General features: G+C 69.1%; 24 protein-coding genes. 11 read left to right on the forward strand and 13 right to left on the reverse strand.

The window, feature by feature from the left end:
- The first annotated feature begins 69 nt into the window (after positions 1-69).
- On the forward strand, positions 70-2,394 hold the full coding sequence (locus GON06_RS16880) for an arylsulfatase (protein WP_157313470.1): 2,325 nt from the start codon (positions 70-72) through the stop codon (positions 2,392-2,394).
- 340 nt (positions 2,395-2,734) lie between these two features.
- Here GON06_RS16880 and GON06_RS16885 read toward each other — a convergent pair whose 3' ends face one another.
- The gene (locus GON06_RS16885; protein WP_332837661.1) at positions 2,735-3,949 is read right to left on the reverse strand and encodes a glycosyltransferase; all 1,215 of its coding nucleotides are present in this window, start codon (positions 3,947-3,949) and stop codon (positions 2,735-2,737) included.
- 116 nt (positions 3,950-4,065) lie between these two features.
- Here GON06_RS16885 and GON06_RS16890 point away from each other — a divergent pair, with 116 nt between their 5' ends.
- Complete coding sequence (locus tag GON06_RS16890; protein ID WP_157313471.1) at positions 4,066-4,650, forward strand: hypothetical protein; 585 nt, start codon at positions 4,066-4,068, stop codon at positions 4,648-4,650.
- A gap of 144 nt (positions 4,651-4,794) precedes the next feature.
- Here the strand turns inward: GON06_RS16890 and GON06_RS16895 are convergent, their stop codons facing one another.
- A complete protein-coding gene (locus GON06_RS16895) occupies positions 4,795-5,364 on the reverse strand; it encodes a dihydrofolate reductase family protein (protein ID WP_157313472.1) in 570 nt (189 codons plus the stop codon).
- A gap of 72 nt (positions 5,365-5,436) precedes the next feature.
- Here GON06_RS16895 and GON06_RS16900 point away from each other — a divergent pair, with 72 nt between their 5' ends.
- The 3 genes from GON06_RS16900 to GON06_RS16910 are packed head-to-tail and all read left to right on the forward strand — an operon-like array spanning position 5,437 to position 7,113.
- Complete coding sequence (locus tag GON06_RS16900; protein WP_157313473.1) at positions 5,437-6,009, forward strand: TetR/AcrR family transcriptional regulator; 573 nt, start codon at positions 5,437-5,439, stop codon at positions 6,007-6,009.
- A 34-nt stretch (positions 6,010-6,043) separates the two neighbouring features.
- On the forward strand, positions 6,044-6,487 hold the full coding sequence (locus GON06_RS16905) for a MarR family winged helix-turn-helix transcriptional regulator (protein WP_157313474.1): 444 nt from the start codon (positions 6,044-6,046) through the stop codon (positions 6,485-6,487).
- Entirely contained in the window at positions 6,484-7,113 is a 630-nt protein-coding gene (locus GON06_RS16910; protein ID WP_332837662.1) for a hypothetical protein, read from the forward strand. The genes GON06_RS16905 and GON06_RS16910 overlap by 4 nt, the downstream gene beginning before the upstream one ends.
- 96 nt (positions 7,114-7,209) lie before the next feature.
- Here the strand turns inward: GON06_RS16910 and GON06_RS16915 are convergent, their stop codons facing one another.
- Complete coding sequence (locus GON06_RS16915) at positions 7,210-8,265, reverse strand: AI-2E family transporter (protein WP_157313475.1); 1,056 nt, start codon at positions 8,263-8,265, stop codon at positions 7,210-7,212.
- Positions 8,262-9,350, reverse strand: a complete 1,089-nt coding sequence (locus tag GON06_RS16920; protein WP_157313476.1) for a DUF998 domain-containing protein — start codon at positions 9,348-9,350, stop codon at positions 8,262-8,264. Before GON06_RS16920 ends, GON06_RS16915 begins: the two co-directional genes overlap by 4 nt.
- 219 nt (positions 9,351-9,569) lie before the next feature.
- On the opposite strand from GON06_RS16920, the gene mgtE reads away from it, so the two are divergent.
- Positions 9,570-10,931 (forward strand): magnesium transporter, encoded by a 1,362-nt coding sequence (mgtE, locus tag GON06_RS16925; protein WP_157313477.1) that lies wholly within the window; start codon positions 9,570-9,572, stop codon positions 10,929-10,931.
- A 4-nt stretch (positions 10,932-10,935) separates the two neighbouring features.
- Here the strand turns inward: mgtE and GON06_RS16930 are convergent, their stop codons facing one another.
- Genes GON06_RS16930 through dnaK form a run of 4 tightly spaced genes read right to left on the reverse strand, consistent with a single transcriptional unit; the run spans position 10,936 to position 14,825 of the window.
- Complete coding sequence (locus GON06_RS16930) at positions 10,936-11,373, reverse strand: heat shock protein transcriptional repressor HspR (RefSeq protein WP_232528517.1); 438 nt, start codon at positions 11,371-11,373, stop codon at positions 10,936-10,938.
- An 11-nt stretch (positions 11,374-11,384) separates the two neighbouring features.
- Positions 11,385-12,365 (reverse strand): DnaJ C-terminal domain-containing protein, encoded by a 981-nt coding sequence (locus GON06_RS16935; protein WP_157313478.1) that lies wholly within the window; start codon positions 12,363-12,365, stop codon positions 11,385-11,387.
- Positions 12,366-12,372: 7 nt separating this feature from the next.
- The gene (locus GON06_RS16940; protein WP_157313479.1) at positions 12,373-12,960 is read right to left on the reverse strand and encodes a nucleotide exchange factor GrpE; all 588 of its coding nucleotides are present in this window, start codon (positions 12,958-12,960) and stop codon (positions 12,373-12,375) included.
- 2 nt (positions 12,961-12,962) lie between these two features.
- Entirely contained in the window at positions 12,963-14,825 is a 1,863-nt protein-coding gene (gene dnaK, locus GON06_RS16945; protein ID WP_157313480.1) for a molecular chaperone DnaK, read from the reverse strand.
- A 153-nt stretch (positions 14,826-14,978) separates the two neighbouring features.
- Here dnaK and GON06_RS16950 point away from each other — a divergent pair, with 153 nt between their 5' ends.
- Entirely contained in the window at positions 14,979-15,965 is a 987-nt protein-coding gene (locus GON06_RS16950) for a LacI family DNA-binding transcriptional regulator (RefSeq protein ID WP_157313481.1), read from the forward strand.
- Positions 15,966-16,009: 44 nt separating this feature from the next.
- Here GON06_RS16950 and GON06_RS16955 read toward each other — a convergent pair whose 3' ends face one another.
- Both GON06_RS16955 and GON06_RS16960 read right to left on the reverse strand, forming a co-directional pair.
- On the reverse strand, positions 16,010-18,022 hold the full coding sequence (locus GON06_RS16955; RefSeq protein ID WP_157313482.1) for an aldo/keto reductase: 2,013 nt from the start codon (positions 18,020-18,022) through the stop codon (positions 16,010-16,012).
- Positions 18,023-18,158: 136 nt separating this feature from the next.
- A complete protein-coding gene (locus tag GON06_RS16960) occupies positions 18,159-18,764 on the reverse strand; it encodes a TetR/AcrR family transcriptional regulator (RefSeq protein ID WP_157313483.1) in 606 nt (201 codons plus the stop codon).
- A 97-nt stretch (positions 18,765-18,861) separates the two neighbouring features.
- Here GON06_RS16960 and GON06_RS16965 point away from each other — a divergent pair, with 97 nt between their 5' ends.
- The 3 genes from GON06_RS16965 to GON06_RS16975 are packed head-to-tail and all read left to right on the forward strand — an operon-like array spanning position 18,862 to position 21,782.
- Positions 18,862-19,668 carry a sugar phosphate isomerase/epimerase family protein gene (locus GON06_RS16965; protein ID WP_157313484.1) on the forward strand — a complete coding sequence of 269 codons (807 nt, stop codon included), beginning with the start codon at positions 18,862-18,864 and terminating at the stop codon, positions 19,666-19,668.
- Complete coding sequence (locus GON06_RS16970) at positions 19,668-20,786, forward strand: Gfo/Idh/MocA family protein (RefSeq protein ID WP_157313485.1); 1,119 nt, start codon at positions 19,668-19,670, stop codon at positions 20,784-20,786. The genes GON06_RS16965 and GON06_RS16970 overlap by 1 nt, the downstream gene beginning before the upstream one ends.
- A gap of 57 nt (positions 20,787-20,843) precedes the next feature.
- On the forward strand, positions 20,844-21,782 hold the full coding sequence (locus tag GON06_RS16975; RefSeq protein WP_157313486.1) for a DUF1254 domain-containing protein: 939 nt from the start codon (positions 20,844-20,846) through the stop codon (positions 21,780-21,782).
- Positions 21,783-21,817: 35 nt separating this feature from the next.
- Here GON06_RS16975 and GON06_RS16980 read toward each other — a convergent pair whose 3' ends face one another.
- Entirely contained in the window at positions 21,818-22,381 is a 564-nt protein-coding gene (locus tag GON06_RS16980) for a hypothetical protein (protein WP_157313487.1), read from the reverse strand.
- A gap of 60 nt (positions 22,382-22,441) precedes the next feature.
- Between GON06_RS16980 and GON06_RS16985 the strand changes: the two genes are divergently transcribed.
- The gene (locus GON06_RS16985) at positions 22,442-23,134 is read left to right on the forward strand and encodes a class I SAM-dependent methyltransferase (protein ID WP_157313488.1); all 693 of its coding nucleotides are present in this window, start codon (positions 22,442-22,444) and stop codon (positions 23,132-23,134) included.
- Positions 23,135-23,169: 35 nt separating this feature from the next.
- On the opposite strand, the gene GON06_RS16990 is transcribed toward GON06_RS16985, so the two are convergent.
- Together GON06_RS16990 and GON06_RS16995 are read right to left on the reverse strand one after the other, a co-directional pair.
- The gene (locus tag GON06_RS16990) at positions 23,170-25,095 is read right to left on the reverse strand and encodes a DUF2264 domain-containing protein (protein WP_198346743.1); all 1,926 of its coding nucleotides are present in this window, start codon (positions 25,093-25,095) and stop codon (positions 23,170-23,172) included.
- A 4-nt stretch (positions 25,096-25,099) separates the two neighbouring features.
- Positions 25,100-26,329: a substrate-binding domain-containing protein gene (locus tag GON06_RS16995; protein ID WP_232528518.1), complete on the reverse strand. Its 1,230-nt coding sequence runs from the start codon at positions 26,327-26,329 to the stop codon at positions 25,100-25,102.
- Between the last annotated feature and the right edge of the window lie 113 nt (positions 26,330-26,442).

Here is a 26,442-nt window from a genome sequence, read left to right on the forward strand (position 1 = left end):
GCATCCCCTCGCCATTAGTTTGGGAACGTCGGATGCTCGCCGATGGCGTCCGCGGTGGAAGGGAGCACCATGACCAAGGAATTCCAGGGGAAGATCGCGCTCGACGTGCGCGATTCGGTGGCCGACTGGGCGCCGTACGAGCCCGTGAAGGCGGCTGAGGGGTCGCCCAACATCCTCGTCATCCTCTACGACGACACCGGCATGGCCTCGTGGTCGCCGTACGGCGGCCGCATCAACATGCCCACGCTCGACCGCCTCGCGGCGAACGGCCTGACCTACACGCAGTGGCACACCACCGCGCTGTGCTCGCCGACCCGCTCGACATTCCTCACCGGACGCAACCACCACGTCAACGGCATGGGCAACATCATGGAGGGCACCAACGGGTTCCCCGGACTCTCCGGCCACATCCCCGAGTCGTGCGCCACCATCGGCCAGGTGCTGCAGAAGAACGGTTACTCCACGTTCTGGGTGGGCAAGAACCACAACGTGCCCGAGGAGGACATCTCCACCGGTGGCAGCAAGGAGCAGTGGCCGCTCGCGCAGGGCTTCGACCGGTTCTACGGCTTCCTCGGCGGCGAGACGAACAACTGGTACCCCGACCTCGTCGAGGACAACCACTTCATCGAGCCCCCGTACACCCCGGAGGAGGGCTACCACCTCTCCAAGGATCTGGCCGATCAGACCATCCGCCTGATCCGCGACCAGAACGCGTCGAACCCATCCAAGCCCTGGTACACCTGGTTCTGCCCGGGTGCGAACCACGCCCCGCACCACGCGCCGAAGGACTACATCGACAAGTACAAGGGGCAGTTCGACGACGGCTACGACGCGTACCGCGAGTGGGTGCTCGGTCGCATGATCGAGCGCGGCATCCTGCCCGCCGACACGGCACTGACGCCGATCAACCCGATGCCGGAGGACCAGGCGAACGCCGCCGACTACGTCAAGCCGTGGGACTCGCTGTCCGACGACGAGAAGCGTCTGTTCGCCCGCATGGCCGAGGTGTTCGCCGGCTTCAGCGAGTACACCGACGTGCAGATCGGCCGCATCATCGACTACCTCGAGGACTCCGGTCAGCTCGACAACACGCTCATCTTCTACTGCGCCGACAACGGGGCATCCGGTGAGGGCTCCCCCGACGGCTCGGTCAACGAGAACAAGTTCTTCAACGGGTTCCCCGACGACTTGAAGGAGAACCTCGACAAGATCGGCGTGCTGGGCGGCCCCGAGACGTACAACCACTACCCGACCGGGTGGGCGACGGCGTTCTCGACCCCGTTCCAGATGTTCAAGCGGTACTCGCAGTTCTCGGGCGGCACCTGCGACCCGATGATCATCCACTGGCCGGCCGGCATCAAGGCCAAGGGCGAGATCCGGCACCAGTACCACCACTCGACCGACATCGTCGCGACCGTGCTCGACGTGATCGGCATCGAGATGCCGGACGTGTTCCGCGGTGTCGAGCAGCGTCCGCTCGATGGCGTCTCGATGAAGTACTCCTTCGACGCGGCGCCCGACGGGCAGACCGAGAAGAAGGTGCAGTACTACGCGATGCTCGGCACGCGCGGCATCTGGAAGGACGGCTGGAAGGCCGCCGCCATCCACGCCCCGCTCACCGGCCACGGCCGCTTCGACGAGGACCGCTGGGAGCTCTACCACGTGGCAGAGGACCGCTCGGAGTCGAAGGACCTCGCCGCCGAGCACCCCGAGAAGCTGCAGGAGCTCATCGACGCCTGGTTCGAGGAGGCCGAGAAGAACAACGTGCTTCCACTCGATGACCGCTCCGCCCGCGACCAGCTCACCATCGAGCGCCCGCAGGCCGAGCCGCCGCGCACCCGGTACATCTACTACCCCGACACCACGGCCGTGGCCGAGAGCGTCGCGGTGAACGTGCGTGGCAGGTCGTACAAGATCATCGCCGACGTCGTGCTCGAGGAAGGTGCCGAGGGCGTACTGTTCGCACACGGCTCCCGTTTCGGCGGGCACTCGCTGTTCATCAAGGACAATAAGCTGAACTACGTGTACAACTTCCTCGGCATCCCGCCGGAGCAGACGTTCACGTCGGGCGAGCTGACCCCGGGCAAGCACGCCCTGGGCGTCGAGTTCATCCGCGAAAGCGCCGGCGAGCACGGCGAGTCGATCGGTACCGCGAAGCTCTACGTCGACGACCAGGTCGTCGCCGAGGGCCCGATGCGCGCGCAGGTCGGCAAGTTCACCCTCGCCGGCGACGGACTGTGCATCGGCTACGACAGCGGCGACGCCGTCAGCGGACAGTACTCCGACGGCTTCCCGTTCACCGGCGGCAAACTGCTCGGCGTTGGTGTCGACGTGAGCGAGGAGCAGTACCTCGACCTCGAGCTCGAGGCCCTCGCCGCGCTCGCGCGCGAGTAACCGCATCCGACGTCGAACGGGGCGGGAGGACTTCGGTCCCCCGCCCCGTTCGCGTTCTGCCGCGGCGCGGCACACCCGCAACCGTTGAGACCGGAACGTCTGGCGGCCTGCATCCTCAACGGAGCGAATCGCCTTATCAGCTCCGGTCTCACTCGTTGCGGGTGTTTCGGTCCGTGCACCCACAACCGTTGCGACCGGAACGACCCGGGGCCCACGGCGACGACCGATCGAAGCACCCAACCCGCTCCGGTCTCACTCGCTGCGGGTGCTTCGGCGCACACACCCGCAACCGTTGCGACTGGAGTAGCAGAGGGGCCCTTGCGGGCCGATCGGCGGAGGCTCAGGCCGGCAGCGGCTCGTCGCGGTAGAGCGCCTCGAACGTGTCCAGCGTGCGGTTGATGTCGTGCACGGCGACGCCGTCGAGCGACGCGCGCTGCATCCGCTCGTACTCCGCGGGAGACGCGGTCAGCACGCGGGTGATCTTCTCGGCGAGGTCGTCGACGTTCCCCGGCTCGAACAGGTAGCCGTTCTCGCCGTCGTGCACCAGGTGCGGCAGCGCCACGGCGTCGGCGCCGACCACCGGCAGCGCCGAGGCCATCGCCTCCATCGTCACGATCGACTGCAGCTCGGCGATCGACGCGATCACGAAGACGGATGCCCGGGAGTAGAGGTCCCGCAGCTCCTCGTCCGTCACGCGCCCGTGGAAAGTGACCCGGTCCGACAGCCCGAGCTGCCCGGCGAGGTGCTCGAGGTTCTTGCGCTGGTCACCGCCGCCGGCGATGTCGAAGTGCACGTCGAGCGCCGGGTCGAGCTTCGTCATCGCGCGCAGCACGACGTCGACCTGCTTCTCGCCGGTGAGCCGGCCGACGAACAGCAGGCGGTTCTTCTCGCGCGGGGCGATCACGGGCGTGTAGTTGCGGCGGTCGATGCCGCAGGAGACCGGCACGACCCCGCTGATGTCGATCGTCTTCTCGAGGAAGTCCGCCGCCTTGCGCGTGGGCGTGGTGACGGCGCGCGCCATGCGCAGCGTGCGCTCGGCGTCGTCCCACGCGAGCTTCAGCACCGGGGCGTTCACGAAGTCCGGCATGGCCGTGTGGTCGAGGATGTTCTCGGCCATGACGTGGTTCGTCGCCACGATCGGGATGCCGCGCTGCCGCGCGATCCGCGCCAGCCCTCGGCCGATGATGATGTGCGACTGGATGTGCACGACGTCGGGCTGCACCTCGGTGAGCACCTTGCGTGCGTAGTGCTTCGCCCGCCAGGGCCAGACGAACCGCAGCCAGTCGTGCGGCAGCCAGCGCACCGACGGCAGCCGGTGCATCGTCAGGGACTCACCCTCGATGACCTCGGTGTGGGTCTCGGAGCGGCGGTAGCGGGTGTTCGGCGCGACGACGTGCACGTCGTGCCCACGCTCGACGAGGCCGGCAGCGAGCCGCTCGGCGAAGCGGGCGGCCCCGTTGATGTCGGGGTAGAACGTGTCGCAGCCGATGAGGATGGTCAGCGGGCGGGCGGTCGGGGTCGCCGAGTCCACGCTCTGATCGTCGGAGGATGTCACGGAGTAGTCGCTCCCAGTGCGGCCGGAGGGTGCCCGGTCGGGCGCACGCCACTCTACCCGAGGGCACTGTGTCGGCCTCGGAGCCCGCACCGAGCGGCATCCTCTACCCTCTTGTCATGCGCCTCGTCTCCTCCGCCGATCCCGACCTCTGGATCCCCGTCACCGGCTCGCTGGGCTGGAAGGGACGACGGCATCGCAAGGCCGCCATCCGGATGCTGCTGGGGCAGGCCGGCTCTGCGATGGGCGGCGAGGCCAGGAAGGGCTCGGCGTTCGGCTCGTGGCTGGCCAGCCAGGCGGCACCGTTCGCGATGCGCAAGGCCGACGGCCGCGTGCTGGCGTGGACCTGGAAGGCCGACCCTGATCTCGTGGTCGCGATCGCGACCACGCAGGAGCTCACCCCGCAGCTGCGCACCGCGCGCGCGATGATGCCGATGGAGTACGACGACACGGTCAGTTTCGCCACCCCGCTGGGTGTGGGCGAGAAGCTGATGATGGCGCTGCCGCCGACCCCGGGCACTCCCCCGTTCGCGACCTACACCTGGGACACCGGCACCCATCTGATCACGCTGAACGCCGTGTGCGGCGACCGGGAGCGGTTCGGGACGGTCGAGGGCGCGCTCGACGACCTCGCCCGCAGCCTGCGCATCGCCGACGACGTGACCGGCGGCGAGTCGCAGGTGCTGCGCCTGCCGCCGGCCTGACGGCCGCCGCACAGGGATGCCTTTCGGTGCTGCGACGCCCGCCGAGCACCCTGATCCCGGAAGCGGTGGCCCGCAGGGATGCCTTTCGGTGCTGCGACGCCCGCGGAGCACCGAAACCCATCCCTCGGCCGATGGCGGATGCCCTCAGGCGGCTCGCTCGTACTCGGCGAGCACGACGCCCGAGTCGAAGGCCGTGGTCGCCGTGCGCGCGAGTGTGGTCGGTGCGAAGCCGCGCCCTCCGAAGAGCGGGATGCCGCCGCCCAGGACCACCGGGCTTATCTTGAGCACCAGGCGGTCGATCTCGTCGGCGAGCGCCGCCGCGAGCGCGCCGCCGCCGCACAGCCAGATCCCCTTGCCCGGTTCGGCCTTCAGCTCGCGCACGACCTCGACCGGGTCGCGATCGGTGAACTCCACACCCTCGACGGGCTCTGGGCCGCGACTGGTGAAGACCACCTGACGCAGGTGGTTGTAGGGGCTGGGCAGCATCGGGAGTCCGACGGCGTAGGTGTTCCAGCCCATCACGACGGTGTCGAACGGACCGTCCTCGGCCGGGACGCCGGCCATGTCGGCGAGCGCCGTCGGCACGGTGCCGCGGAACCGTTCGCCCACCACGGCCATGTGGTCGCCCACCGCGCTGAAGAAGTCGAACTCCCCCTCGGGGCCGGCGATGAAACCGTCGATGCTGACGGCGACGAAGTAGGTGAGTTCTCGCATACGCTCTCCATTCACAACAGGTGCAGTGGTTAGAGACTACAACAGGTGCAGTGGTTGCGCTAGGGTCAATTCATGGCCAAGAACGAGGCACGGCGCAACATCCTCGCCGACGCCGGCATCGCGGTGCTGGCGAGCGAGGGCTCACGAGGACTCACCCACCGGGCGATCGACGAACGCGCCGGCGTGCCGATCGGCACCGCCTCGAACTACTTCCGCAGCCGCGACGCCCTGATCGCCGGGCTGTTCGAGCGCATAGGGGTGCGCCTCGGGCCGACATCCGAGGATCTCGCGACCCGAGCCGCCGAGAAGCCGAGCCGTGCGCTGTTCGCCGGTTACATGCGCGACATCGTGCGCCGCCTGTCGACGGAGCGCGAGGTGACCCTCGCCCTGTTCGAGCTTCGACTCGAGTCCGCCCGGCGCCCGGAACTGGCTGAGACGATGGCGGCCTGGCAGCGGGCCGCGTTCGAGGGCGACATCGCGTTCAATCAGGCCGCCGGACTGCCGGGTGGGCGCCGCGAGATCGCGCTGTTCCACTACGCGCTCGACGGGCTGCTGCTCGACCGGCTCACGTCACCGATCGATCCGGACACCCCGACCGATGATGTCGTCGACGCTTTGGTGAACGGTCTGCTTCCCGAGATTTAATGAAGTGCGGTAATCATGTAGTAGCATCATGATTATGGAACCCCTGCTTCTCGACCGCCTGCTCCAGATCGGCGACCTCTTCCAGAAGGACATGTCGCGCGCCTTCGAGGGCACCCCGCTCAGCACGGCCCGAGTGCACCTGCTCTGGGCGCTGCAGGACGCCGGCCCCTCGACGCAGCAGACCCTCGCACGCCTGTGCGGCGTGAGCCCGCGGAACATCACCGGCCTCGTGGACGCCCTGGAGGCATCCGGTCATGTGCGGCGCACGCCGCATCCGACCGATCGACGCGCGGTGCTCGTCGAACTCACGGAGACCTCGACCGCGTACATGGCACAGATGCGCCGCGACCACGCCGACCTCGACGCCGAGCTCCTCGGTGCGGTCTCCCCGGAGGACCGCGAGGCCGTGAGGCGCGGGGTCGCCGCGATCGCCGATCGGCTCTCCGCGCTGGCCGCCGCCGAGGGCGGGCCCTCGTGACCGCGCTCGAGCGTACGACGACCCCGTCGCGCGGGGAAAGGCTGGCCGCCGGCATCCGCCGGGCCGTCCTCATGGAAGCCGGCGTCTACACGAGCATCGGCCGCGCCCTGCTGCGCCGCCCCGCCGTCGCCGCAGGCGGAACGGGTGTCGCGTACCACCGCCCGGTGCTCACGGTGCTCATCATCTTCATCGTGCTCTCGGCCGTCGAGATCCCGGTGATCGACCTGATCGTGCACCGCTGGGCGCCGGTGCGGATCGGCTTCCTCGTGCTCGGCATCTGGGGCCTGACCTGGATGCTCGGGCTGCTCTGCGCGATGCTCATGCGGCCGCACTCGATCGGCCCCGACGGCATCCGCGTGCGCGACGGCCTGGAGATCGACGTGCCGTTCTCCTGGGACGACATCGCCTCGATCGCGATCGTCACCAGGGTCGACCAGCCGAAGACACCTCGTGTGGTCGACGGCGTCTACTCCGAGCGGATGCAGTACGAGGCGAACATCGAAGTCGAGCTGGAGCGCCCTGTCACCGTCATCCTTCCCGGTCTGCCGCCGCACGGCGGCAGCCACGAGGTGACCACCGTGCGCTTCTGGGCCGACGACCCGAAGGCGTGTCTCGCAGCGGCCTGACCGCACCTCGTCGGCGGCTGACCGACGCGGCGCAGGGATGGATTTCGTTGCTACACGGCCCGCGGAGCGCCGAAGAGCATCTCTGGGCCGCCGAGGCTAGGCCACGCTCCGGCCCACGGTGCCGTCGCCGGACAGCCAGCGCAGCCAGCGCTGCTGCGGGTCGCCCTCGAGCACCAGCGCGCGCAGCAGCAGGGTGAGCGGGATGCACAGGATCGCGCCGAGCGGGCCGATGATGAAGGTCCAGAACGCGACCGACACGAAGCTCAGCGTGAGGCTCAGGCTGACGGCGTCGCTGACGAACTTCGGCTGGACCAGCACCTGCAGCGTCACGTTGACGACGATGTAGATCGCGATCACGGCGAGCATGAGGGGCCAGCCGCCGACCACGAGCGCGAGGATCGCCGGCGGGATCAGGCCGATCACGAAACCGATGTTCGGGATGAAGTTGGTCACGAACGCGAGGATCGCCCAGACGATCGGTGCAGGCACGCCGACCGCCCAGAGCGCCAGTCCGTCGATGATCGCGACGACCGCACCGAAGGACGCGTTGATGACGTAATAGCGCCGCACGTTGCTGCTGTAGTCGGTGAAGCGGCGCATCGCCGGCCGGGACTCCGCGCCGTACAGCTTCTCGGCCCGTCCGTATCGCGAGGCGTCCGCGGCCATGAACAGGATGTACGCGAACACGAAGAACAGTCCGGTGAGCACGTTCACCGTGCTGCCCGCGAGTGAGGTGACGAAGCCGAGGATCGTGTCGGGCTTGATCAGCTCGGCCCCGGTGGCGGGGTCGAGTCCGAGAGACGTGAGCTGCGCGGACAGCGAGGTCCAGGTGTCCATCAGCTCGTCGGCGTAGTCGCCCACCATCCGCACGAACTGCGCACCGGCGTAGCCGAGCAGCAGCGCCATCACGACGAGCACCACCCAGCCCAGCACGATCACCGCGGTCGTCGCCAGCCAGCGCGGCCAGCCGGCGCGCTCGAGCGGATGCCGCACCGGATGGCAGATGATCACGAGCACGGCGCCCAGCGCCAGCGGTCCGATCAGTTCGCGCGCACCGTGCATGCCCGCCAGCACGATGACGGCCGCGGCGAGCCCGATCAGCACCCGCAGGGTCGGCGACAGGCCGGCGGGCGCCGGGGCCGGCGCGCTCATGCGCCCGCCGCCGCAGCAGCCCGGTCGAGAGCGGCGGCCTGCGCCGCATCATCCGTCCCCGCGTCCTCCTCGACGGCGGCGGCGGCGCGGATGAACAGGATGATCCAGGAGAAGACGAGGATGCCGGCGACCAGCTCGACCGCGGTCAGCGTGTAGTAGCCGGTCGCGAAGAAGATGCCGACCAGCACCACGACCGCCACGAAGACGTACCCCATCAGCAGGAAGCCGCGCGGCATCCGCGGCACCCACCAGCGCAGGCCGATCACGATCGCGGTGAACGCGACGGCCATGCCTGTCGCGACGCTGTTGTGCACCAGGAAGAACTCGTCGACGGGGAACACTCCGACGCAGCCGAGGAAGACGCCGACGATCACCAGCAGGGTGCGCACCCAGACGATGCCGGGAGCGTTGCGGATCGACGCGGACTTGGTGGCGTACCGCACCAGGATCGTCACCATGAAGCCGGCGACGATGAGCGTGAGGTTGAACGCCATCGCGGAGAGGTCGTCGGTCATGCCGAGGGCGCTGAGGTTCTCCTCCCACCATTTCGGATCGCTGGCGGTGAGCATGCTCGCCATCACGCCGAAGATGAGGAACACCGCGAGCACGGTCGCCAGCAGCGAGAGATCCATGTGGGTGGCCGAGAAGAACACGACGTAGGCGGTGACAGCGGCGGCCGCTCCCGAGAGGATCAGCAGAGGGAAGGCGAACACGGTCGCGCCGATGAACCCTCTCTCCAGGATGTCGGCGAGCAGCGTCCAGCCCAGCAGCGCGATGATCGCGTGCGCGAAGGCCAGCGCCGCGACATCCGTGACCTCGAGGAAGGTGACCTTCTCGCCGCGTTCGCGGACCACGTACCGGCCGGCGATGAAGGCGAGTGCGGCGACGACCGCCGAGGCGAGAGCGGCGTACTGGCCGATCGAGCCGGGACCGGCGATCGGCGCGTCCTGGAAGCCGAACACCGGCAGCGCGACGAGGGCGGCGATGACGAACGCGATCGCGCCGACACCGAGCGACAGCGACTCCAGGGCGGTGGCACTGCGGCCGGGGCGGTCGACGTGCATCGCCGTGGGGGAAGTTGTCATGCGCTGAGGATATCGTCACGCGGACCGGTCGCCCAGCAAGGCGGGCGTAGGCTGTACGAGGTCTTTTCCCCTTCGAGGAACCAGGAAGCGAGGTGGTGCCCCATGTCCAGTGACAGTCACAGTCGCAGACGCGTCTCACCCATCCGCTTCCGCTCCGCACCGCTGATCAGTCCGAACTGATCGCCGCGGTGGGGCGGCTTTCTCTGCGAAGGCACGAACATGACCCCCACGCAGCTTCAGAACGTGGCCGAGGCCGCCGACACGATCGGCCAGCTCCTCTCTCAGAACGACCTCGCCGGCGCATCCGCCGTGCTGACCCCGCTGACGGTGCCCGAGGTCGTCGAACTCGTCGATCGGCTCGGCATCGAGGATGCCGCGATCGTGTACCGCCTGCTCACGAAGGGCAGGGCGCTCGAGGTGTTCGAGGCGCTCTCCCCCGGCACGCAGGGCGACCTGGTGCAGGCGCTGCGCAACGCCGAGGTGACGACCCTGTTCGCCGAGATGGACCCGGACGACCGGGTGTGGCTGCTCGACGAGCTGCCGGCATCCGTCGCTCCTCGGCTGCTGCGCGGGCTGACCCGGCAGGAGCGCGACCTCACCTCGGGCATGCTCGGCTACCCGCAGGACTCGATCGGGCGCCGGATGAGCCCGGAGTTCGTCACCACGCATCCGCAGCTCACCGTCGCAGAGACCATGGCGCGCGTCCGCGGCGCCCTCGATTCGGCCGAGACCGTCTACACGCTGCCGGTGACCGACCGCGGCCGCCGGGTCGTCGGCGTCGTCAGCCTGCGCGACCTGATGGGCGCGACGGATGACGCGCTGATCGGCGACCTCATGAACGGCGACCCGCACATCGCCGTCGTCTCGGAGGACGCCGAGACCGCCGCGCGGCGCACCACCGACTACGGTCTGCTCGCGCTGCCGGTCGTGGACGGCGAGGACCGCCTGGTCGGCATCCTCACCATCGACGACGCCGCCCGCATCCTCAAGCAGGAGGAGAGCGAGGATGCCGCACGGCAGGGCGGCGTGGAGCCGCTGCGCCGCTCCTACCTGTCCACTCCGATCAGCAGGCTGGTGCGCTCGCGCGTGGTGTGGCTGCTGGTGCTCGCGGTCGGCGCGACGCTGACGGTGCAGGTGCTCGACACCTTCGAGGCGACGCTCGCGCAGATGACGGTGCTCGCACTGTTCGTGCCGCTGCTGATCGGCACGGGCGGCAACACCGGCAATCAGGCGGCGACGACGGTCACGAGGTCTCTCGCTCTCGGCGAGGTCGCTCCGCGCGACGTGCTGAAGGTGCTCTCGAGAGAGGTGCGCACCGGGTTCTGCCTGGGGCTGCTGCTCGGGCTGCTCGGCTTCGCGATCGCCGGACTGGTCTACGAGTGGCACGTGGGCCTGGTGATCGGGCTCACGCTCGTGGCCGTGTGCACGGTCGCGGCATCCGTCGGCGGCATGATGCCGCTGGCCGCACGCGCGATCCGCGTCGACCCCGCGGTGTTCTCGAACCCGTTCATCACGACGTTCGTCGACGCGACGGGCCTGGTGATCTACTTCCTCATCGCGAAGGCCGTGCTCGGGATCTGAAGCGTCAGTCCTCGGGGCCGTCGGAAGCGAGGTGCGGGCTCCACAGCATGACCTCGGTGGAGCGGCGGATGCGGCGGCCAGACGGCACGGTCACGACCTGACCGCTGCTCGCCGCGGCGAACACGCGGACGCCCGGGCGGCTGCGCCGCTCGGCGTCCAGCGTCTGCTCGAGCTCGCGCACGCGGTGGCGCAGCGCGCGCACCTCGTCCTCGAGGTCGAGCAGACGCGCGATCGCCGGCAGGCTCATGCCGTCGGCGGAGAGCCGGGCGACCTCGCGCAGCTGCACGATGTCGCGCGGCGAGTAGCGGCGTGAGCCGCCGCGGGTGCGCCCGGGGACGACCAGGCCGATGCGGTCGTACTGCCGAAGGGTCTGGGGATGCATGCCGGAGAGCTCGGCCGCGACCGCGATCGCGTAGACCGGAGCATCCTCGTCGGCATCCATCCCCATCACCTTCACGCCCGTGCCTTCGCCATCATCTCGGCGCGCGGGTTCTCCTTCGGCTCGGCGGCCTGGAAGGCCTCCAGAGCAGCCTTCGCGGCTTCATCGAGGTGCGACGGCACGGCGACCTGCAGCTCGGCGAGCAGATCGCCGGTGCCCTTCTTCGTCGTGATGCCGCGGCCCTTGACGCGCAGCACCCGCCCCGACGGCGTGCCGGGGGCGACGCGCAGCTTGACGTTCTCGCCGTCCAGCGTCGGCACCTCGATGGTCGCGCCGAGCGCGGCCTCGGTGAAGGTCACCGGTACGGTCAGACGCAGGTTCTGACCGTCACGGGTGAAGACCGGATGCGGGCGCACCGTGATCTGCACCACGATGTCACCGCTCTCGCCGCCGTCCGGTGACGGACGGCCGCGGCCGCGCAACCGGATCTTCTGCCCGTCGGCGACGCCGGCGGGGATCTTCACCTTGAACGGCTTGCCGTCCTCGGACTGCAGCGAGATGGTCTCGCCCTTGGCCGCGGTGACGAAGTCGATGGTGGTGCGGGCGGTCACGTCGGCGCCGCGCTGCGGGCCGCCGAAGCCGCGGTACCCGCCGGACGGCTGCCCGAAGCGGCCGGAGCCGAACGAGCCGCCGCCCTGGTTGAACATCGCGAAGATGTCGTCGAAATCGGCCTGCTGGCTGCGGCCCTGCCCGAACCGGCTGAACACGTCCTCGAAGCCGCCGGCGCCGCCGGCGCCGGGCGCGGTGAAGCGCGCACCCGACCCCATGGCACGGATCTCGTCGTACTCCTTGCGCTGCTCAGGGTCGCTGAGCACCGAGTACGCCTCGCTGATCTCCTTGAACGTCGCCTCGGCCTTGGCGTCACCCGGGTTGGAGTCCGGGTGGTACTTGCGCGCCAGCTTGCGGTACGTCTTCTTCAGATCGGCGTCCGAGACATCCTTCTTGACGCCGAGCGTCTTGTAGAAGTCCTTGTCGAACCAGTCCTGACTAGCCATCGATCACCTACTCCGCTGGTACGGCGACCACGACCTTCGCCGGGCGCAGTTCGACTTCGCCCAGCCGGTAGCCGACCTCGACGACCTCGAGGATCGTCGAAGTGGTGGCCCCGGGGGTGGGCTGCTGGAAGATCGCCTCGTGCTGCTGCGGATCGAACTCCTCGCCGGCCGCGCCGTAGGCGACCACGCCGAGGCGGTCGACGACGGAGCGGAGCTTCTCGGCGATCGCGTAGAAGGGCGAGCCCTCTCCGAGATCACCGTGCTGCTCGGCGCGCGCCAGGTCGTCCAGCACGGGCAGCAGGCCCTTGGCGGCCTCGCCCTTCGCACGCTGGATCTCGATGTGGCGCTGCTCCTCGGTGCGGCGACGGTAGTTCGCGTACTCCGCCTGCAGGCGCTTCAGGTCGATGAGCAGGGCGTTCTCGGCGTCCTCCAGAGCGTGGTCCTCCGCAGCCGCCTCGGCGGTCTGCTCCGCGCTCAGGATGTCGTCGATCGTGAGCTCTTCGGCCTCGGATGCGTCGTCCTGCGGCGCGGGGCCGGATGCCGCAGCATCCGACCCCTCGTCCTCAGGAACTTCGTCGAAGTTCTTGTCTGTCATCGTTACTTCTTCTCGTCCTCGTCGTCCACGACCTCGGCGTCGATGACGTCCTCGTCGGAGGAGGCGTCACCGGCGGGCGCGTCGCCCTCGGGCGCTGCGCCGGCCGCGGCGTCCGCCTGGCCCTGCGCGTAGATGGCCTCGCCGAGCTTGGACTGCGACTGGTTCAGCTTGTCGAACGCGGTCTTCACCGCGTCGTCGTCCTCGCCGGCCAGCGCCGCCTTCAGCGCGTCGACGTCGGCCTGGACCTCGGTCTTCACGTCTTCGGGCAGCTTGTCCTCGTTGTCCTTGATCAGCTTCTCGATCGAGTACGACAGGGTCTCGGCCTGGTTGCGGGTCTCCGCGGACTCACGGCGCTTCTTGTCCTCTGCGGCGTGCTCCTCGGCCTCGCGCACCATGCGCTCGATGTCGTCCTTCGACAGCGAGGAGCCGCCCGAGATGACGATCGACTTCTCGGTGCCGGTGCCCTTGTCCTTGGCGGACACGTGCACGATGCCGTTGGCGTCGATGTCGAAGGTGACCTCGATCTGCGGGATGCCGCGCGGAGCCGGCGCGATACCGGTCAGCTCGAAGGTGCCCAGCGGCTTGTTGTCGCGGGTGAACTCGCGCTCACCCTGGAAGACCTGGATCGCCACGGACGGCTGGTTGTCGTCCGCAGTGGTGAAGGTCTCGCTGCGCTTGGTCGGGATCGCGGTGTTGCGGTCGATGAGCTTGGTCATCATGCCGCCCTTGGTCTCGATGCCGAGGCTCAGCGGGGTGACGTCGATGAGCAGGACGTCCTTGCGCTCGCCCTTCAGTACACCGGCCTGCAGCGCGGCGCCCACGGCGACGACCTCGTCCGGGTTGACGCCCTTGTTGGCGTCCTTGCCGGTCTCGGCCTTGACCAGGTCGGCCACAGCCGGCATGCGGGTCGAACCACCGACGAGCACGATGTGGTCGATGTCGCCGACCTTGATGTTCGCCTCGCGGATGACGTCCTCGAAGGGCTTCTTGGTGCGGTCGAGCAGGTCCTTGGTGAGGTCCTCGAACTTGGCGCGCGTGACGGTCTCGCTCAGCGAGACGGGGCCGCTGTCGGTCAGCGACAGGTACGGCAGGTTGACGCTGGTGCTGGTCGAGGAGGAGAGCTCCTTCTTGGCCTGCTCAGCAGCCTCCTTGAGGCGCTGCAGCGCGATCTTGTCGCCCGAGACATCGACGCCGGTGGTCTCCTTGAACTGCTTGATCAGGTAGTCGACGAGACGCTGGTCCCAGTCGTCGCCGCCGAGGCGGTTGTCACCGGCGGTGGCGCGCACCTGGATCGTGGAGAAGTCGTCGTCCTTGCCCACCTCGAGGAGGGAGACGTCGAAGGTTCCACCACCGAGGTCGAAGACGAGGATGAGCTCGTCCTCCTTGCCCTTGTCGAGGCCGTAGGCCAGGGCCGCCGCGGTGGGCTCGTTGATGATGCGCAGGACGTTGAGACCCGAGATCTCGCCGGCCTCCTTGGTGGCCTGGCGCTCGGCGTCGTTGAAGTACGCCGGGACGGTGATGACCGCGTCGGTCACCGTGTCACCCAGGTAGGCCTCAGCGTCGCGCTTGAGCTTCTGCAGGATGCGGGCCGAGATCTCCTGCGGCGTCCACTTCTTGCCGTCGACGTCGAAGGACCAGTCGGTGCCCATGTGGCGCTTGACCGACGAGATCGTGCGGTCGACGTTGGTGACGGCCTGGCGCTTCGCGGTCTCGCCGACGAGCACCTCCCCGTCCTTGGTGAATGCGACCACCGACGGGGTGGTGCGGAATCCCTCGGCGTTGGCGATGACCTTGGGCTCGCCGCCCTCGAGGACGCTGACGACGGAGTTGGTGGTTCCGAGGTCGATACCGACAGCACGTGCCATGTGTTCTCTCCTTGTGGTTGTTGTCTGGGAAGTCTGCTGCGACCCGGAAAAACCTGAGTCGCGATGACTCAAGTGTACGCCCGGGACCCGAGGGTGTCAATTCAAACTTGATAACATCCGACTCAGGTTTTCCGGGCGCTAGGATCGGCAGTCATGGAGACCGGCCGGCGCGCGACGATCGTCGACATCGCGACGGCCGTCGGAGTCTCCCGGCAGACCGTGACCCGGGCCATGAACGACATGCCCGGCATCAACGAGGTCACGAAGCAGCGCGTGCTGGACGCCGCGCGGGAGCTCGGATACCGGCCCTCGCGCTTCGGGCGCGGGCTGGTCAAACGCGACCAGCAGACCATCGGGCTGATGGTGCACAACCTGACGAACCCGTACTACCCCGAACTGGCGGCGGCGGTGGTCGCGCATGCCGCGGAACGGGGATGGTCCGTGATGCTCCTCGACCTGAGCAAGATCGACGACCAGCGCGCCTATCTGACCACGCTCGCCCCGCAGGTGGACGCCCTCGTCGGGTTCGTCTCGATTCCGCACCGCGAACTGAGCCTGATCCTTCCCGGCGTGCCCGTCGTCGAGATCGCCGGCCCCTCGGACGACCTGCCCGAGGGCTGGGGCGGTGTCGAGTTCGACCTCGAACCCGGCGTCCGCGAAGCGGTCGATCACCTGCTCGCGAGCGGCGCGAGCCGCCCCGTCGTGCTCGACAGCCCCGGAGCGCTGCCTGCGAGCCCTCGCGCGCTGCTGATGGTGGCGGCGTGGCAGGCGCACGGGATCACCCCCACGGTGATCGCCGCATCGCAGGACGGCGTCGTGGCGGGCGAGGAGGCGACGCGCGAGCACATCGACGAGATCCGCGGCGCCGACGCCGTCATGGCGTTCAACGACTTCTGCGCCTTCGGCGCGATGAAAGAGCTGCGCCGCCAGGGCCTGCGGGTGCCGGACGACATCCGGGTCATCGGGCTCGACGGCCTGAGCGCGGGCACCTACACAATGCCCGAACTGACGACCATGGGCGTCGACATGGATGAGGCTGCCATGGCGGCTGTCGCCGTGGCCCGTTCGATGCTCGACGGAACACCGGGACCTCGGCGGGTCCGGCTCAGCCATCGACTCATCCTGCGCGAGTCCGCCTAGCGGAACGAGGGCCGCCGCGCGGACTCGCGTCGGATGCCGCGTGGTCAGCCGCGGAGGTCGAGCCAGCGCACCTGCTCTGGGCTGAGCGCCACGTCGAGACCTGCCATCGAGGTGCGGGTCTCCTCGATGCTGCGCGGACCGATCAGCGGGAACGTCGGGAAGTCCTGCGCCAGCACATAGGCCAGCGCGATCGCCGTCGGCGCGACACCTAGCTCGGATGCCAGGTGACGGGCGCGCGACAGCCGCTCGAAGTTGTCCTCGCTGTAGTAGCACCGCACGAGCTCGTCATCGGAGAGGTCGGCGCGATCGGCGCGCGCGAAGAAGCCGCGCGCCTGGGATGACCAGGGCAGCAGCGTGACGCCGGTGCGCTCCAGCCACTCACGGTCGGCGTCGTCCGTCACGGCCACGCATCCGGCCCAGGGCACGTCGAGCGCGTGCGCGAGACCGAAGTGGTCGCTCAGCACGCCGAACGACCGCCGTCCGTTCGCCTCGGCGTAGTCCAGCGCCTGCTGGAACCGCGCGGTCGACCAGTTCGATCCGCCGAGGGCGCCGATGCGCCCTGATCCGGCCAGTTCGTCCAGCACGTCCACGAACTCCCCCACCGGGACGTCCTCGTTGTCGCGGTGCATCAGGTAGACGTCGACGTGGTCGGTCTGCATGCGGTCGAGGCTCTCGTCGAGCTGCCGCACGATCGACTCGGGGTCGCAGTGCGGCGTGTGCGCGCCCTTGCCGATGATCACGACCTCGTCGCGGATGCCGCGGTTGCGCACCCACTGGCCGAGAAGCTGCTCCGTGACCCCGCCGCCGTAGATGTAGGCCGTGTCGAAGGCGTTCCCTCCGCGTTCGACGAAGTCGTCGAACATCGCCGAGGCATGGCCGAGCGTGGTCTGGTTGTCGACGCCCATCACCAGACGGGACATCTCCTTGTCGAGCCCGGGGACACGGCCGTGGCGCATCGTGGCCTCCGGTCGGCGGCGCGGTGCCGTGCCGCTCGCCGGCGGGATGTCGGCGGTCGCGCGCTCGAACGGATACTCCAGCCCGATGGCCGCGCGCCACTGGTCGAGCACCCGCGCGTTGCCGAGGCTGTCCGACCAGCCGAGGTTCGGACTCTGCCCGACTGCCGCGTAGTCCGCCACGGCATCCGCCTGCAGGGCGTACTGGCACGCGGGCTCGATGCGGACGGTGCGCACGCCGTCGGCTCCGGCATCCGTCGTGCACACCTCGATGACGCTCCCCTCCGTCGTCGACGGGAGCCACGGGTCGGGCACGACGATGCGTCCCCTCGATCCGGAGATCACGATGCGGTTCTCGCCGTCGATCCGGATGCCGGTGGCGACATGCGCGGTGATGCCGGAGGCGAAGACCAGCGACGCCGTCGCCCACTCGTCGACGCCGGTCGCGCCCACCACGCCCTTCGCCGTCAGCGCGACCGGATCGGCGAAGGCCGCGCCGGTCGCCGCACCGGCGATCATCCGCGCCGCCGACACGGGGTAGCCACCGACGTCGAGGATGCCGCCGCCGGCGAGTCGGGGATCGGCGAGCCGGCTCTCCGGCGACACGTCCGCACGGAAGGAGAAGGTCGCATCGACGTGCTGCACCTCGCCGATGACGCCGTCCGCGACGAGCTTCGCGAGCTGGACGGTCTGCGGGTGGAACCGGTACATGTACGCCTCGGCGAAGTAGCGTCCGTTGCGGCGCGCGGCCTCCACGACCGCCATCGCCCCGGCGTGGTCGACGGAGAGCGGCTTCTCGCACACGACATGCTTGCCGGCATCCAGCGCCTGGATCGCCAGGCGGACATGGTCGATGTGCACCGTCGCGATGTACACGGCGTCGACGTCGGGATCGGCGAACAGCGCCTCGTAGCCTTCGTGCACGCGGATGCAGCCCGGCGTGCGCTCGTACTTCGCGGCGAACTCCTCACCCCGCCCGGAGGTGCGGCTGGCGACGGCGACCAGCTCTCCCGTCCTGCTGTGCGGCAGCTGCTCCGCGAAGCGGTGCGCGATGTTGCCCGGTCCTGCGATACCCCATCGCACGTGCTGCGGCGCGTCGGCCATGGCTGATCCTCCATCGGATGACTGTCGGTCTCGTGAACGTTCACGAAGACATGCCGTGAACGTTCACGGCGCCGAGCGTATCAGCACAGTTCCCGGCTTGGCAATGCTCGACGGCAGGGCCGCTTCCGGCACCTGTTCACTCGCGCGGGGGCGGCGCGAGCAGCTGCTCGAGCAGCACGAGCGCGGCCTCCTTCGGGGCAGCCGGGTCGAGCAGCCACTGCGTCTGCAGACCGTCGGATGCAGCGATCACGAGAGCGGCGACGGCATCGGGATCCACGTCCGTCCTGATGCTGCCGCTGAGCTGGTTGTGACGCACACGCTCGGCGAGCGACGCGCGACTGGCCGCGAAGCGCTCGGTCGCGAAGGCTCGGGCGGTCGGATGCCCCTCCTCGAGCGCCGACGCCACCAGGCTCGAGTACAGCTGCACCAGGCCCTGCACCTCACGGTTCGATTCGGTCCAGAGCCGCAGCACCTCGACCGGCGTCGCATCCAGGTCGGGGCCGCCGTCGCCTCGGGACTCGGACTCGCGGTACACCGCGACGAGCAGTTCCTCGAGCGAGCCGAAGTGGTGCGTGAGCGCGCCGTGGGTGACGCCGACCTCCTGGGCGATCGCGCGCAGGCTGGTGCGGTCCGAGCCGCGACGCGCGAACACCTCGATCGCGCGGTCGAGGATCTCCTGCCGCCGGGCGATGCCCTTGGCATACGGCCCCCTCGAGGCCGGACTCTTCCCCGGATCCGCCATGGCGCCATCCTAGTCAAATGAATACTTCCAGTTGGAAGTATTCGCTGGTAACGTTCTACGTCATCACCGTCAGAGCTGACTACGAAAGGCGTGACCGATGCCGGTCCAGACATCCATCCAGCTGTTCACCGTTCGAGAGGCCCTCGAGGCCGACCTGGACGGCACCCTCGCCGCCCTCGCCGCGCGGGGCTTCACCGCCGCCGAGCCCTACGACTTCGTGGATCGCGCCGAGGCTCTCGCCGCTTCGCTCGCCGCACACGGCATCACCGCGCCGACGGGGCACGCGTTCGTCGCATCGACGTCGTTCATCGGTCCCGACGGCAGCGAGACGACTGATGCGGTCGCGGCCATCGACGCGGTGTTCGACGCTGCTGACGTCCTGGGCATGACGACGGTCATCGAGCCGTACAGCGCGCCCTCGCGCTGGGAGACCCGCGAGCAGGTGGAGGAGACCGCCCGCCTGCTGAACAACGCGGCCGAGATCGGCGCGCGGCGAGGCATCCGGGTCGGGTACCACAACCACGCGCACGAGCTCGAGGCGACGTTCGACGGCCAGACCGGGCTCGAGCTGCTCGCCGAGCTGCTCGACGAGCGCGTCGTGCTGGAGGTCGACCTGTACTGGGTCGCGCGCGCCGGCATCGATTCGCCGACTCTGCTGAAGACGCTCGGCGACCGCGTCGTCGCCGTGCACGTCAAGGACGGCACGCTCGACCCCGAGGCGATCGCCGCCTACCCGCCCGCGGACCAGGTTCCGGCCGGCCAGGGCGTGGTGCCGCTCGCCGAGGCGATCGCCGCGGCGCCGGCCCTCGAGATCGCGATCGTCGAGTTCGACCACTTCGACGGCGATCTCTTCGACGCGGTCCAGCAGAGCCTCGTGCACCTCGACTCGATCGTGAGCGCCTGATGGGCACCCCGGTCGGCGTCGGGGTCATCGGCGCGGGCAACATCAGCGACCAGTACCTGACGCACCTGACGGCCTTCCCGGATCTGCGCGTGCTCGCCGTGGGCGACCTGATCGAGGAGCGCGCGCGGACGCAGGCGGAGAAGTACGGTGTGCCACGCGGTGGTGACGTCGATTCCGTGCTGAACGACGACGACATCGAGATCGTCGTCAACCTGACGATCCCGGCGGTGCACGTCGCCGTCTCCGAGGCGATCATCGCCGCAGGCAAGCACGTCTGGACCGAGAAGCCGATCGGCGTCGCGCGTGAGGAGTCGCAGCGCCTGCTGCGGAGGGCCGAGGCCGCCGGTCTGCGCGTCGGCGTCGCCCCAGACACCGTGCTCGGCCCCGGCTTGCAGACCGCCAAGCGGGCGATCGCCCGGGGCGACATCGGGCGACCGCTGTTCGCGACCACGACCCTGCAGTCCCAGGGACCGGAGCTGTGGCACCCGAACCCCGCCTTCCTGTACGCGAAGGGCGCTGGCCCCCTGCTCGACATGGGCCCGTACTACGTGTCGGCACTGGTGCACGCGTTCGGGCCCGTCGCGAGCGTCGCCGCGCTCGGGCTGAAGGGCACCGAGACCCGCCGCGTGCACTCGGGCGAGCTGGCCGGACAGGAGTTCCCGGTGGAGATCCCCTCGACGCTGTCCGTGCTGATGGACTTCGAGCGAGGCGGACAGGCGCAGAGCCTGTTCAGCACCGACTCCCCCGTGGCGCGCCACGGCATCGTCGAGATCCACGGCACCGAGGGCACGATGGTCATCCCCGACCCGAACACCTTCGGCGGCGAGATCACCATCACCCGGCCGCTCACGGATCCCCGGGTGATCGAACAGGAGATCGTCCAGATGCCGCTGGAGGGCGCGGTCACCGGTCGCGGCCTCGGTGTGCTCGACATGGCCCGATCGATCCGCGCCGGCCGACCGCACGTCGCCACCGGAGAGTTCGGCTACCACGTGCTCGACACACTGCTGTCGATCGAAGAGGCAGCGGCCGCGCACAGCTTCGTGGCTGTCGACAGCACGCTCGGCGAGATCGGATCACTGCCCGCGGACTTCGATCCGCACGCCGCGACCCTCTGAGCACGGATCAGGGGATGCCGGAGCACCGGCATCCCCTCTATGTGCCAGGATCAAGGCATGAGCGTGCACGTGAACGTCGACAACTTCGCCCTGGCCGAGACCCATCGGATGATGCATGACCTGCAGCGCGACGCAGGCGGGGTGAACATGTTCCTGCACAACCGGCTCCCCGCCGACATCGACAAGCAGACCGTGATCCGGCTGAACCGCGACACCCTGTACAGCTTCGCCGTCGTCGACATCAGCGCCGGCGCCACGCTGACGATCCCGGAGCACGGCGACCGCTACCTGTCGGCGATGATCGTGAACGAGCAGCACTACATCAACGAAATCTTCCACGACGCCGGCGAGTACGAACTCACCGTGCAGCAGTTCGACACCCCGTACGTCGTGGTCGCGGTGCGCACTCTGGTCGACCCGGCCGACGCCGCCGACCTGGCGGCGGTCTCGGCCCTGCAGGACCAGATCCAGCTCACGAGCGCCTCGGCCGTCGCCTTCGAATACCCCGATTACGACGCCACGAGCCTCGACGAGACCCGTGACGCGCTGCTGGCCCTCGCCCGCAACCTCGCCGCATTCGATCGCACCTTCGGCACACGCGATGAAGTCGACCCCGTGCGCCACCTCATCGGCACAGCCGCGGGCTGGGGTGGTCTGCCCTCTTCCGAGGCGAGCTACATCGGCGTCGATCCTCGTCTGCCGGTGGGCCAGTACGAGCTCACGGTCGGCGAGGTCCCGGTCGACGGATTCTGGTCGCTGTCGGTCTACAACGCGGGCGGGTTCTTCGAGAAGAACGACCGTGACGCGTACACGATCAACAACATCACCGGCATTCGCGACGACGACGGCACGATCACCGTGCGCTTCGGCGACTACCCGGAGGGCACCCCGAACGCACTGCCGATCACCGACGGCTGGAACTACCTCGTCCGGCTGTACCGTCCGCGCCCGGAGATCGCCGACGGCAGCTGGAGCTTCCCGACGCTGTCGGCCTGATCGTCTGACGGTCCGTGGGAGATCGAAGCCACCGGTCACCGGCTTCGCTGTGACGCGTCGAGCAGGCGCACCAAGGCCGGCGGCATCCGCTCCATCGGCACGGCTTCGATGACGTCGGCGGCGAACCGCGACTTGCGGCCGGCGGCCGTGCCGGCGAACCGGTGCAGTTGCTCCTCGATACTGCGCACCCGCTGGGCGGGCTGCCTCTGAAACACCCGGAACCGTCCGAGCTCGCCCCGCGCCGCGAGGGCCTCGAGCACCAGCTCGGATCCCGCGGCGCGGATCACCTCCTCCTCGAGGTCGCGCTCGCACGCGAAGAACCCTGCGCGCACAAGGTCGTCGCCGTCCAGCATCCCGAGGTCGCGCAGAACCCGCTCGACGTATGGCCGTTCCGCGCCGTCGTACAGTCCCAGCACCCGCGCATCCTCACCCCGTGTCGAGGTCAGGACGCTGCGCAGGTTGGTGATGCCGCCCAGCTCGACGAGCTTCTCCCCCGCCACACTCACAGCGAGGCGGCGCGCGACGGCCTCGAACGCGAGCCGGTCGCTCCTGCCCTCGAACAGGACGACCGTCCGCGGCTCCTCAGCGGCGACAGGCATGGCTCGACCCTACGCGCGGTCGGCAGGAACAGCCGTGGCGCGGAGCCATAGACTCGTCCGATGACCGACCGGAACAGGGCGTACCACGGGCTCGCAGGTGAGACGTTCGCCGCACGGGCGGAGGCGCCGGGACTGAACTCCCTGCATGAGCGGCCGGCCGTCGTGGCGCTGATCGGCGATGCCGCAGGGCAGGATGTCGCCGATCTCGGATGCGGGGCGGGCCATCTGGCGGCGATCCTGAGCTCTGCCGGCGCGAGCGTCACCGGCGTCGAGGGAAGCGAAGTGCTCGCCGGGATCGCGCGGGAAGCAGCGCCAGCTGCCACTATCGTGCGGCACGACCTCGACACCCCACTCGACTTCCTCGCGGATGAGTCGCAGGACGGTGTGGTCTGCGCGCTGGTGATCCACCATCTCAGCGACCGCCCGCGCTTCCTGTCCGAGGTCCGCCGTATCCTGCGTCCGGGCGGGTGGCTCGTGCTCTCGTCCACGCATCCGACCGCCGACTGGCGGTACTTCGGCGGCTCCTACTACGACGAGCGCTGGGTGACGCGCTCCTTCGGAGAAGCGACGATGGAGTATCAGCTCATGACGATGGGCACGCTGCTCAACGAGGTCGCGGATGCCGGATTCGTGCTCGAGCGCCTCGTCGAGCCCCAGCCGGCTGAGGCGCTGCGCGCTGTCGACGCCGAGAAGTACGAGCGACTGAACTCTGCGCCGATCTTCGTTGCGCTGCGTGCTCGCGCAGTCGGCTGACGCGCGTAGTGCGGGCCCAGGTACGCCCCGTGTGCTCACCCCGGCAGCGCGACCGCCGTCACCCCGCCCTCCGGCCAGCGCACGACGACCTGCACGGGCAAGCTCCCGGTCGTTTCCACGATCGGCATTTCCCCTGCATCCGCCGCGTCGGAGCGCAGCGACACACAGGTGATCACGATGTCGCCCACATCAAGGGCCGACACGTCGACGGCAGGCACGCTCAGGACGTCACCCAGAGGCGAGGCGCCTGGCTCGATGCGCACCGACGCGCTTCCCTCGCCGTGGAGCAGATGCAGCGCGGAGTTCAGGCCGTCGAGCGCCGCGACGGCCGATCCCGCACCGGTCGCCGAATCCGCCTCCCGTGCTCCCGCCAGCGGCCAGCCACTCATCCGAAGGTGCACGGATGCGGCATCGTCGAAGCCGCCGGGCGAGGCGATCCGGCGGACGACCCGCACCTCGCACGCACCACGCACGATCGACGCCGTCGCGAAGGACGGTCCGTCGGCTGCCCCCTCCGCGTCCAGCCAGTAGGCGTCATCGATCGAGGTCGCGTAGGAGGCGATCCCGTCGTCGCCGATGAGCCCGCGCGTGAAGCCGGTGCGACGGGTCACGCCACCCGCACTGTCGACCCCCACCACGGCGTTGTCGCTCGGAGGGAGCACCTCGGCGCCGCCGCCGGGCGGAATGGTCGCCGTCGAGTACCCGTATCGGGCATACAGCGGCGAGTCCTCGGTGCGATCGCCCGGATAGGCGTGATCAGCGCCGTGGTTGATCACCCGCACGATCCCGTCGTCGACAGTGCCGCTCACCAGCCACCCGGCAGAGCGGATCACGCGTCGCACGTCGTCGCGCTCCACCGGCAACGGTTCCTCCACCGCGGTCCAGACCGGGTGGTCCGCCGGCAGCATGAGCCCAATCATGCCCTTCGAGGCCCAGTACGGAGATCCGGGTCCGGAGTACTCCTGCGCGAAGTCGGGATACTCATCGAAGAGTCCCAGCGTGAGCAGACCCTCGTCGTTGATCGCACCACGATCGACGAACGCCTTGAGAACGCCGGATGCCGCGCGGCGCAAGGCACCGGGCCTCTGACGCGTAGCACCCGAGAGCGCCCCCATCCACAGCGGCGCGGCGGCGGCGAAGCGGTACGTAAGGCTACGCCCCTGCAGCAGCGGCACGCCGTCGGCTCCGATGAGATGGACGTAGTCGTCCAGGAAGTCGGCCAGTCGACCGCGGAACACCGACTCGAGGGCCGCGCCACCGAGCTCCTCCGAGCCGGGAGACGTCGCCCACAGCAGCGGATAGACATGCATCGCCCATCCGCAGTAGTAGTCATAGGCACGCCAGGCCCCGTCCGCGTACCAGCCCTCGGTGCGGTAGTACGACTCGATGCTGTCGAGGTCGTCCCGCATCCGCGCCGTGTCGTGAGGCCCGCCCACCGACGCGAGGAACGACTCCACGAGCAACCGGAACCACAACCAGTTGTTCGGCGAGTACAGCCCCCCGGGACAGATCGCCAGCCAGTCGATGATGTTGCGCTGCTGGAGAGGCGTCAGCGTGTCCCACAGCCAGGGCCTGGTGAGCTGCAGCCCGAGGGCGATCGAGGCCGCTTCGACCCGCACCTGGTGGCGATCGTGCCCGGTGATCCAGCGTTCCGGGTTCTCCGGATCGGTGCCCGCTATCAAGCCGTCACGGTACCAGGAGGTGAAGTCGTTCGGGTCGGTGCCATCCTCTCCGCGCATGCGGAACGCGTAGAGCATGAAGGTACGGGCGAAACCCTCGAGCGCGTCGCTGTCGACGCCGGCCCGACTCTCGCGGCCAGGCAGGTCCACTCGGGATCTGGTGTCGTTGAAGTAGGGACGGACGGACAGCAGCAGGTGGTCGGCGATCGCCGCCCAGTGAGCGCGGGTGTAGCCGGTGTACGGCGAGAGCGTGCGGTCCTCAGGAGGAAGGTGGGGGATCACGGGGTCATCCGATCGTCAGGTCGTCGTCGTTCAAGAGTTCGAGGTCGGTCAGCGGTTCGGGCCCGTACGCGGACGTGTCGACGGTGATCTCGGCTGGCAGCGACGATTCCCGGATGTGAATCTCCGGGCTCAGCACCACCTGATGCGCGGGCCGATTCGCGCCGTCCTCGAGACGGGCGATGAGCAGGTTGACCGCTTCGCGGCCCAGCGCCTGCTTGGGGGGCCGAACGGCCGTGATGGCCGGGTCGCCGAGACGCGCCAGCTCGTCGTCGTAGGCGACGATCGCGAGATCGGCCGGTACGCGGATGCCCAGATCGATCGCGAGCTGCTCCAGGGCGAGCGCGTGCGGATCGGCGAGCACGAGCACAGCCGTCATGGCGGCCGAACGACAGCGTTCGAGAACGCGGTCGATCGCCGCATCGCGACCCTCGGCGTCGAACCGGATGTCGTCGTCGGGCGAGACGTCGAGGCCGAGTCCGGTCAGCGCACTGCGCCACCCCTGCCGAACGAAACGGGCTGTGGGGTTGCGTCGTTCGGCCAGCAGCCCGATGCGTCGGTGACCTGCTTCGTAGAGATGGTGCACGGCCTGCATCGCGCCGTTCGCATGGTCCGTGACCACTGACTCCAACCGCCAGGACGACGCCTCCGGGCGGATGCGTCGCTCCGCGAGGACCACAGGGATCGGCAGGCCGTCCAGCCATTTGAGCATCTCGAGTCCCGCGGCTTCGGCGAGGTTCGGCGCCACGATGAGCCCCTGCATGCCGGGCATACCGAGAAGCGCCTCGATCTGGCGGCGATTGTCGCGCACATCCCTCGTCGAGGTGCGCAACACGAAGCGCGCGCGCAGTTGGGTCGCTTGAGCGCGGGCGCCGTGCACGATCGACGGCCAGTAGTAGTCCAAAGATGGCACGACCATGCCGATGACGAACCGTGGGGCGCGCGGATCGCCACCCACTGCTGCGCCGAGAGCCGGTTCGAAGGAGCTGCGCAACACGGCGCCGCCGTGCACGCGCGTCACCAGCCCCTGTTGCGCGAGGGCGTTGATGTCGCGGCGAACGGTGAGTTCGCTGAACCCGAGCCGCGCCGCCATGTCGCTGACATTCGCCGACCCGTGCTGTCGGATCTCCTGCATGATCCGCTCGCGCCGCTGCAGCCCGAACGGGGTCTTTCCGGCCGCCCCGTTCCGCGCCGGGTCTGCGGGACGGCCGTCTTGGCCGGGAGGCATCTGCTGCATCTCGTTTTCCTGCTTTGTAGCGATATCTGATGTTTTATGTTCGAGTCAGACTGAATTGTGGGTTCTCGATCGGGTTGAGTATGTACTGATCTTCGCGATGGCGCAACGGTCCA

This window comes from Microbacterium sp. MAH-37 (assembly GCF_009758255.1).
GTDB lineage: Bacteria > Actinomycetota > Actinomycetes > Actinomycetales > Microbacteriaceae > Microbacterium.

Excerpts from the sequence above, each read along its gene's own strand:
- GON06_RS16880 (WP_157313470.1), top strand. The coding sequence starts at position 70 with ATGACCAAGGAATTCCAGGGGAAGATCGCGCTCGACGTGCGCGATTCG.
- GON06_RS16890 (WP_157313471.1), top strand. The coding sequence starts at position 4,066 with ATGCGCCTCGTCTCCTCCGCCGATCCCGACCTCTGGATCCCCGTCACC.
- GON06_RS16895 (WP_157313472.1), bottom strand. The coding sequence starts at position 5,364 with ATGCGAGAACTCACCTACTTCGTCGCCGTCAGCATCGACGGTTTCATC.
- GON06_RS16900 (WP_157313473.1), top strand. The coding sequence starts at position 5,437 with ATGGCCAAGAACGAGGCACGGCGCAACATCCTCGCCGACGCCGGCATC.
- GON06_RS16905 (WP_157313474.1), top strand. The coding sequence starts at position 6,044 with ATGGAACCCCTGCTTCTCGACCGCCTGCTCCAGATCGGCGACCTCTTC.
- GON06_RS16915 (WP_157313475.1), bottom strand. The coding sequence starts at position 8,265 with ATGAGCGCGCCGGCCCCGGCGCCCGCCGGCCTGTCGCCGACCCTGCGG.
- GON06_RS16920 (WP_157313476.1), bottom strand. The coding sequence starts at position 9,350 with ATGACAACTTCCCCCACGGCGATGCACGTCGACCGCCCCGGCCGCAGT.
- mgtE (WP_157313477.1), top strand. The coding sequence starts at position 9,570 with ATGACCCCCACGCAGCTTCAGAACGTGGCCGAGGCCGCCGACACGATC.
- GON06_RS16930 (WP_232528517.1), bottom strand. The coding sequence starts at position 11,373 with ATGGATGCCGACGAGGATGCTCCGGTCTACGCGATCGCGGTCGCGGCC.
- GON06_RS16935 (WP_157313478.1), bottom strand. The coding sequence starts at position 12,365 with ATGGCTAGTCAGGACTGGTTCGACAAGGACTTCTACAAGACGCTCGGC.
- GON06_RS16940 (WP_157313479.1), bottom strand. The coding sequence starts at position 12,960 with ATGACAGACAAGAACTTCGACGAAGTTCCTGAGGACGAGGGGTCGGAT.
- dnaK (WP_157313480.1), bottom strand. The coding sequence starts at position 14,825 with ATGGCACGTGCTGTCGGTATCGACCTCGGAACCACCAACTCCGTCGTC.
- GON06_RS16950 (WP_157313481.1), top strand. The coding sequence starts at position 14,979 with ATGGAGACCGGCCGGCGCGCGACGATCGTCGACATCGCGACGGCCGTC.
- GON06_RS16955 (WP_157313482.1), bottom strand. The coding sequence starts at position 18,022 with ATGGCCGACGCGCCGCAGCACGTGCGATGGGGTATCGCAGGACCGGGC.
- GON06_RS16960 (WP_157313483.1), bottom strand. The coding sequence starts at position 18,764 with ATGGCGGATCCGGGGAAGAGTCCGGCCTCGAGGGGGCCGTATGCCAAG.
- GON06_RS16965 (WP_157313484.1), top strand. The coding sequence starts at position 18,862 with ATGCCGGTCCAGACATCCATCCAGCTGTTCACCGTTCGAGAGGCCCTC.
- GON06_RS16970 (WP_157313485.1), top strand. The coding sequence starts at position 19,668 with ATGGGCACCCCGGTCGGCGTCGGGGTCATCGGCGCGGGCAACATCAGC.
- GON06_RS16975 (WP_157313486.1), top strand. The coding sequence starts at position 20,844 with ATGAGCGTGCACGTGAACGTCGACAACTTCGCCCTGGCCGAGACCCAT.
- GON06_RS16980 (WP_157313487.1), bottom strand. The coding sequence starts at position 22,381 with ATGCCTGTCGCCGCTGAGGAGCCGCGGACGGTCGTCCTGTTCGAGGGC.
- GON06_RS16985 (WP_157313488.1), top strand. The coding sequence starts at position 22,442 with ATGACCGACCGGAACAGGGCGTACCACGGGCTCGCAGGTGAGACGTTC.
- GON06_RS16995 (WP_232528518.1), bottom strand. The coding sequence starts at position 26,329 with ATGCAGCAGATGCCTCCCGGCCAAGACGGCCGTCCCGCAGACCCGGCG.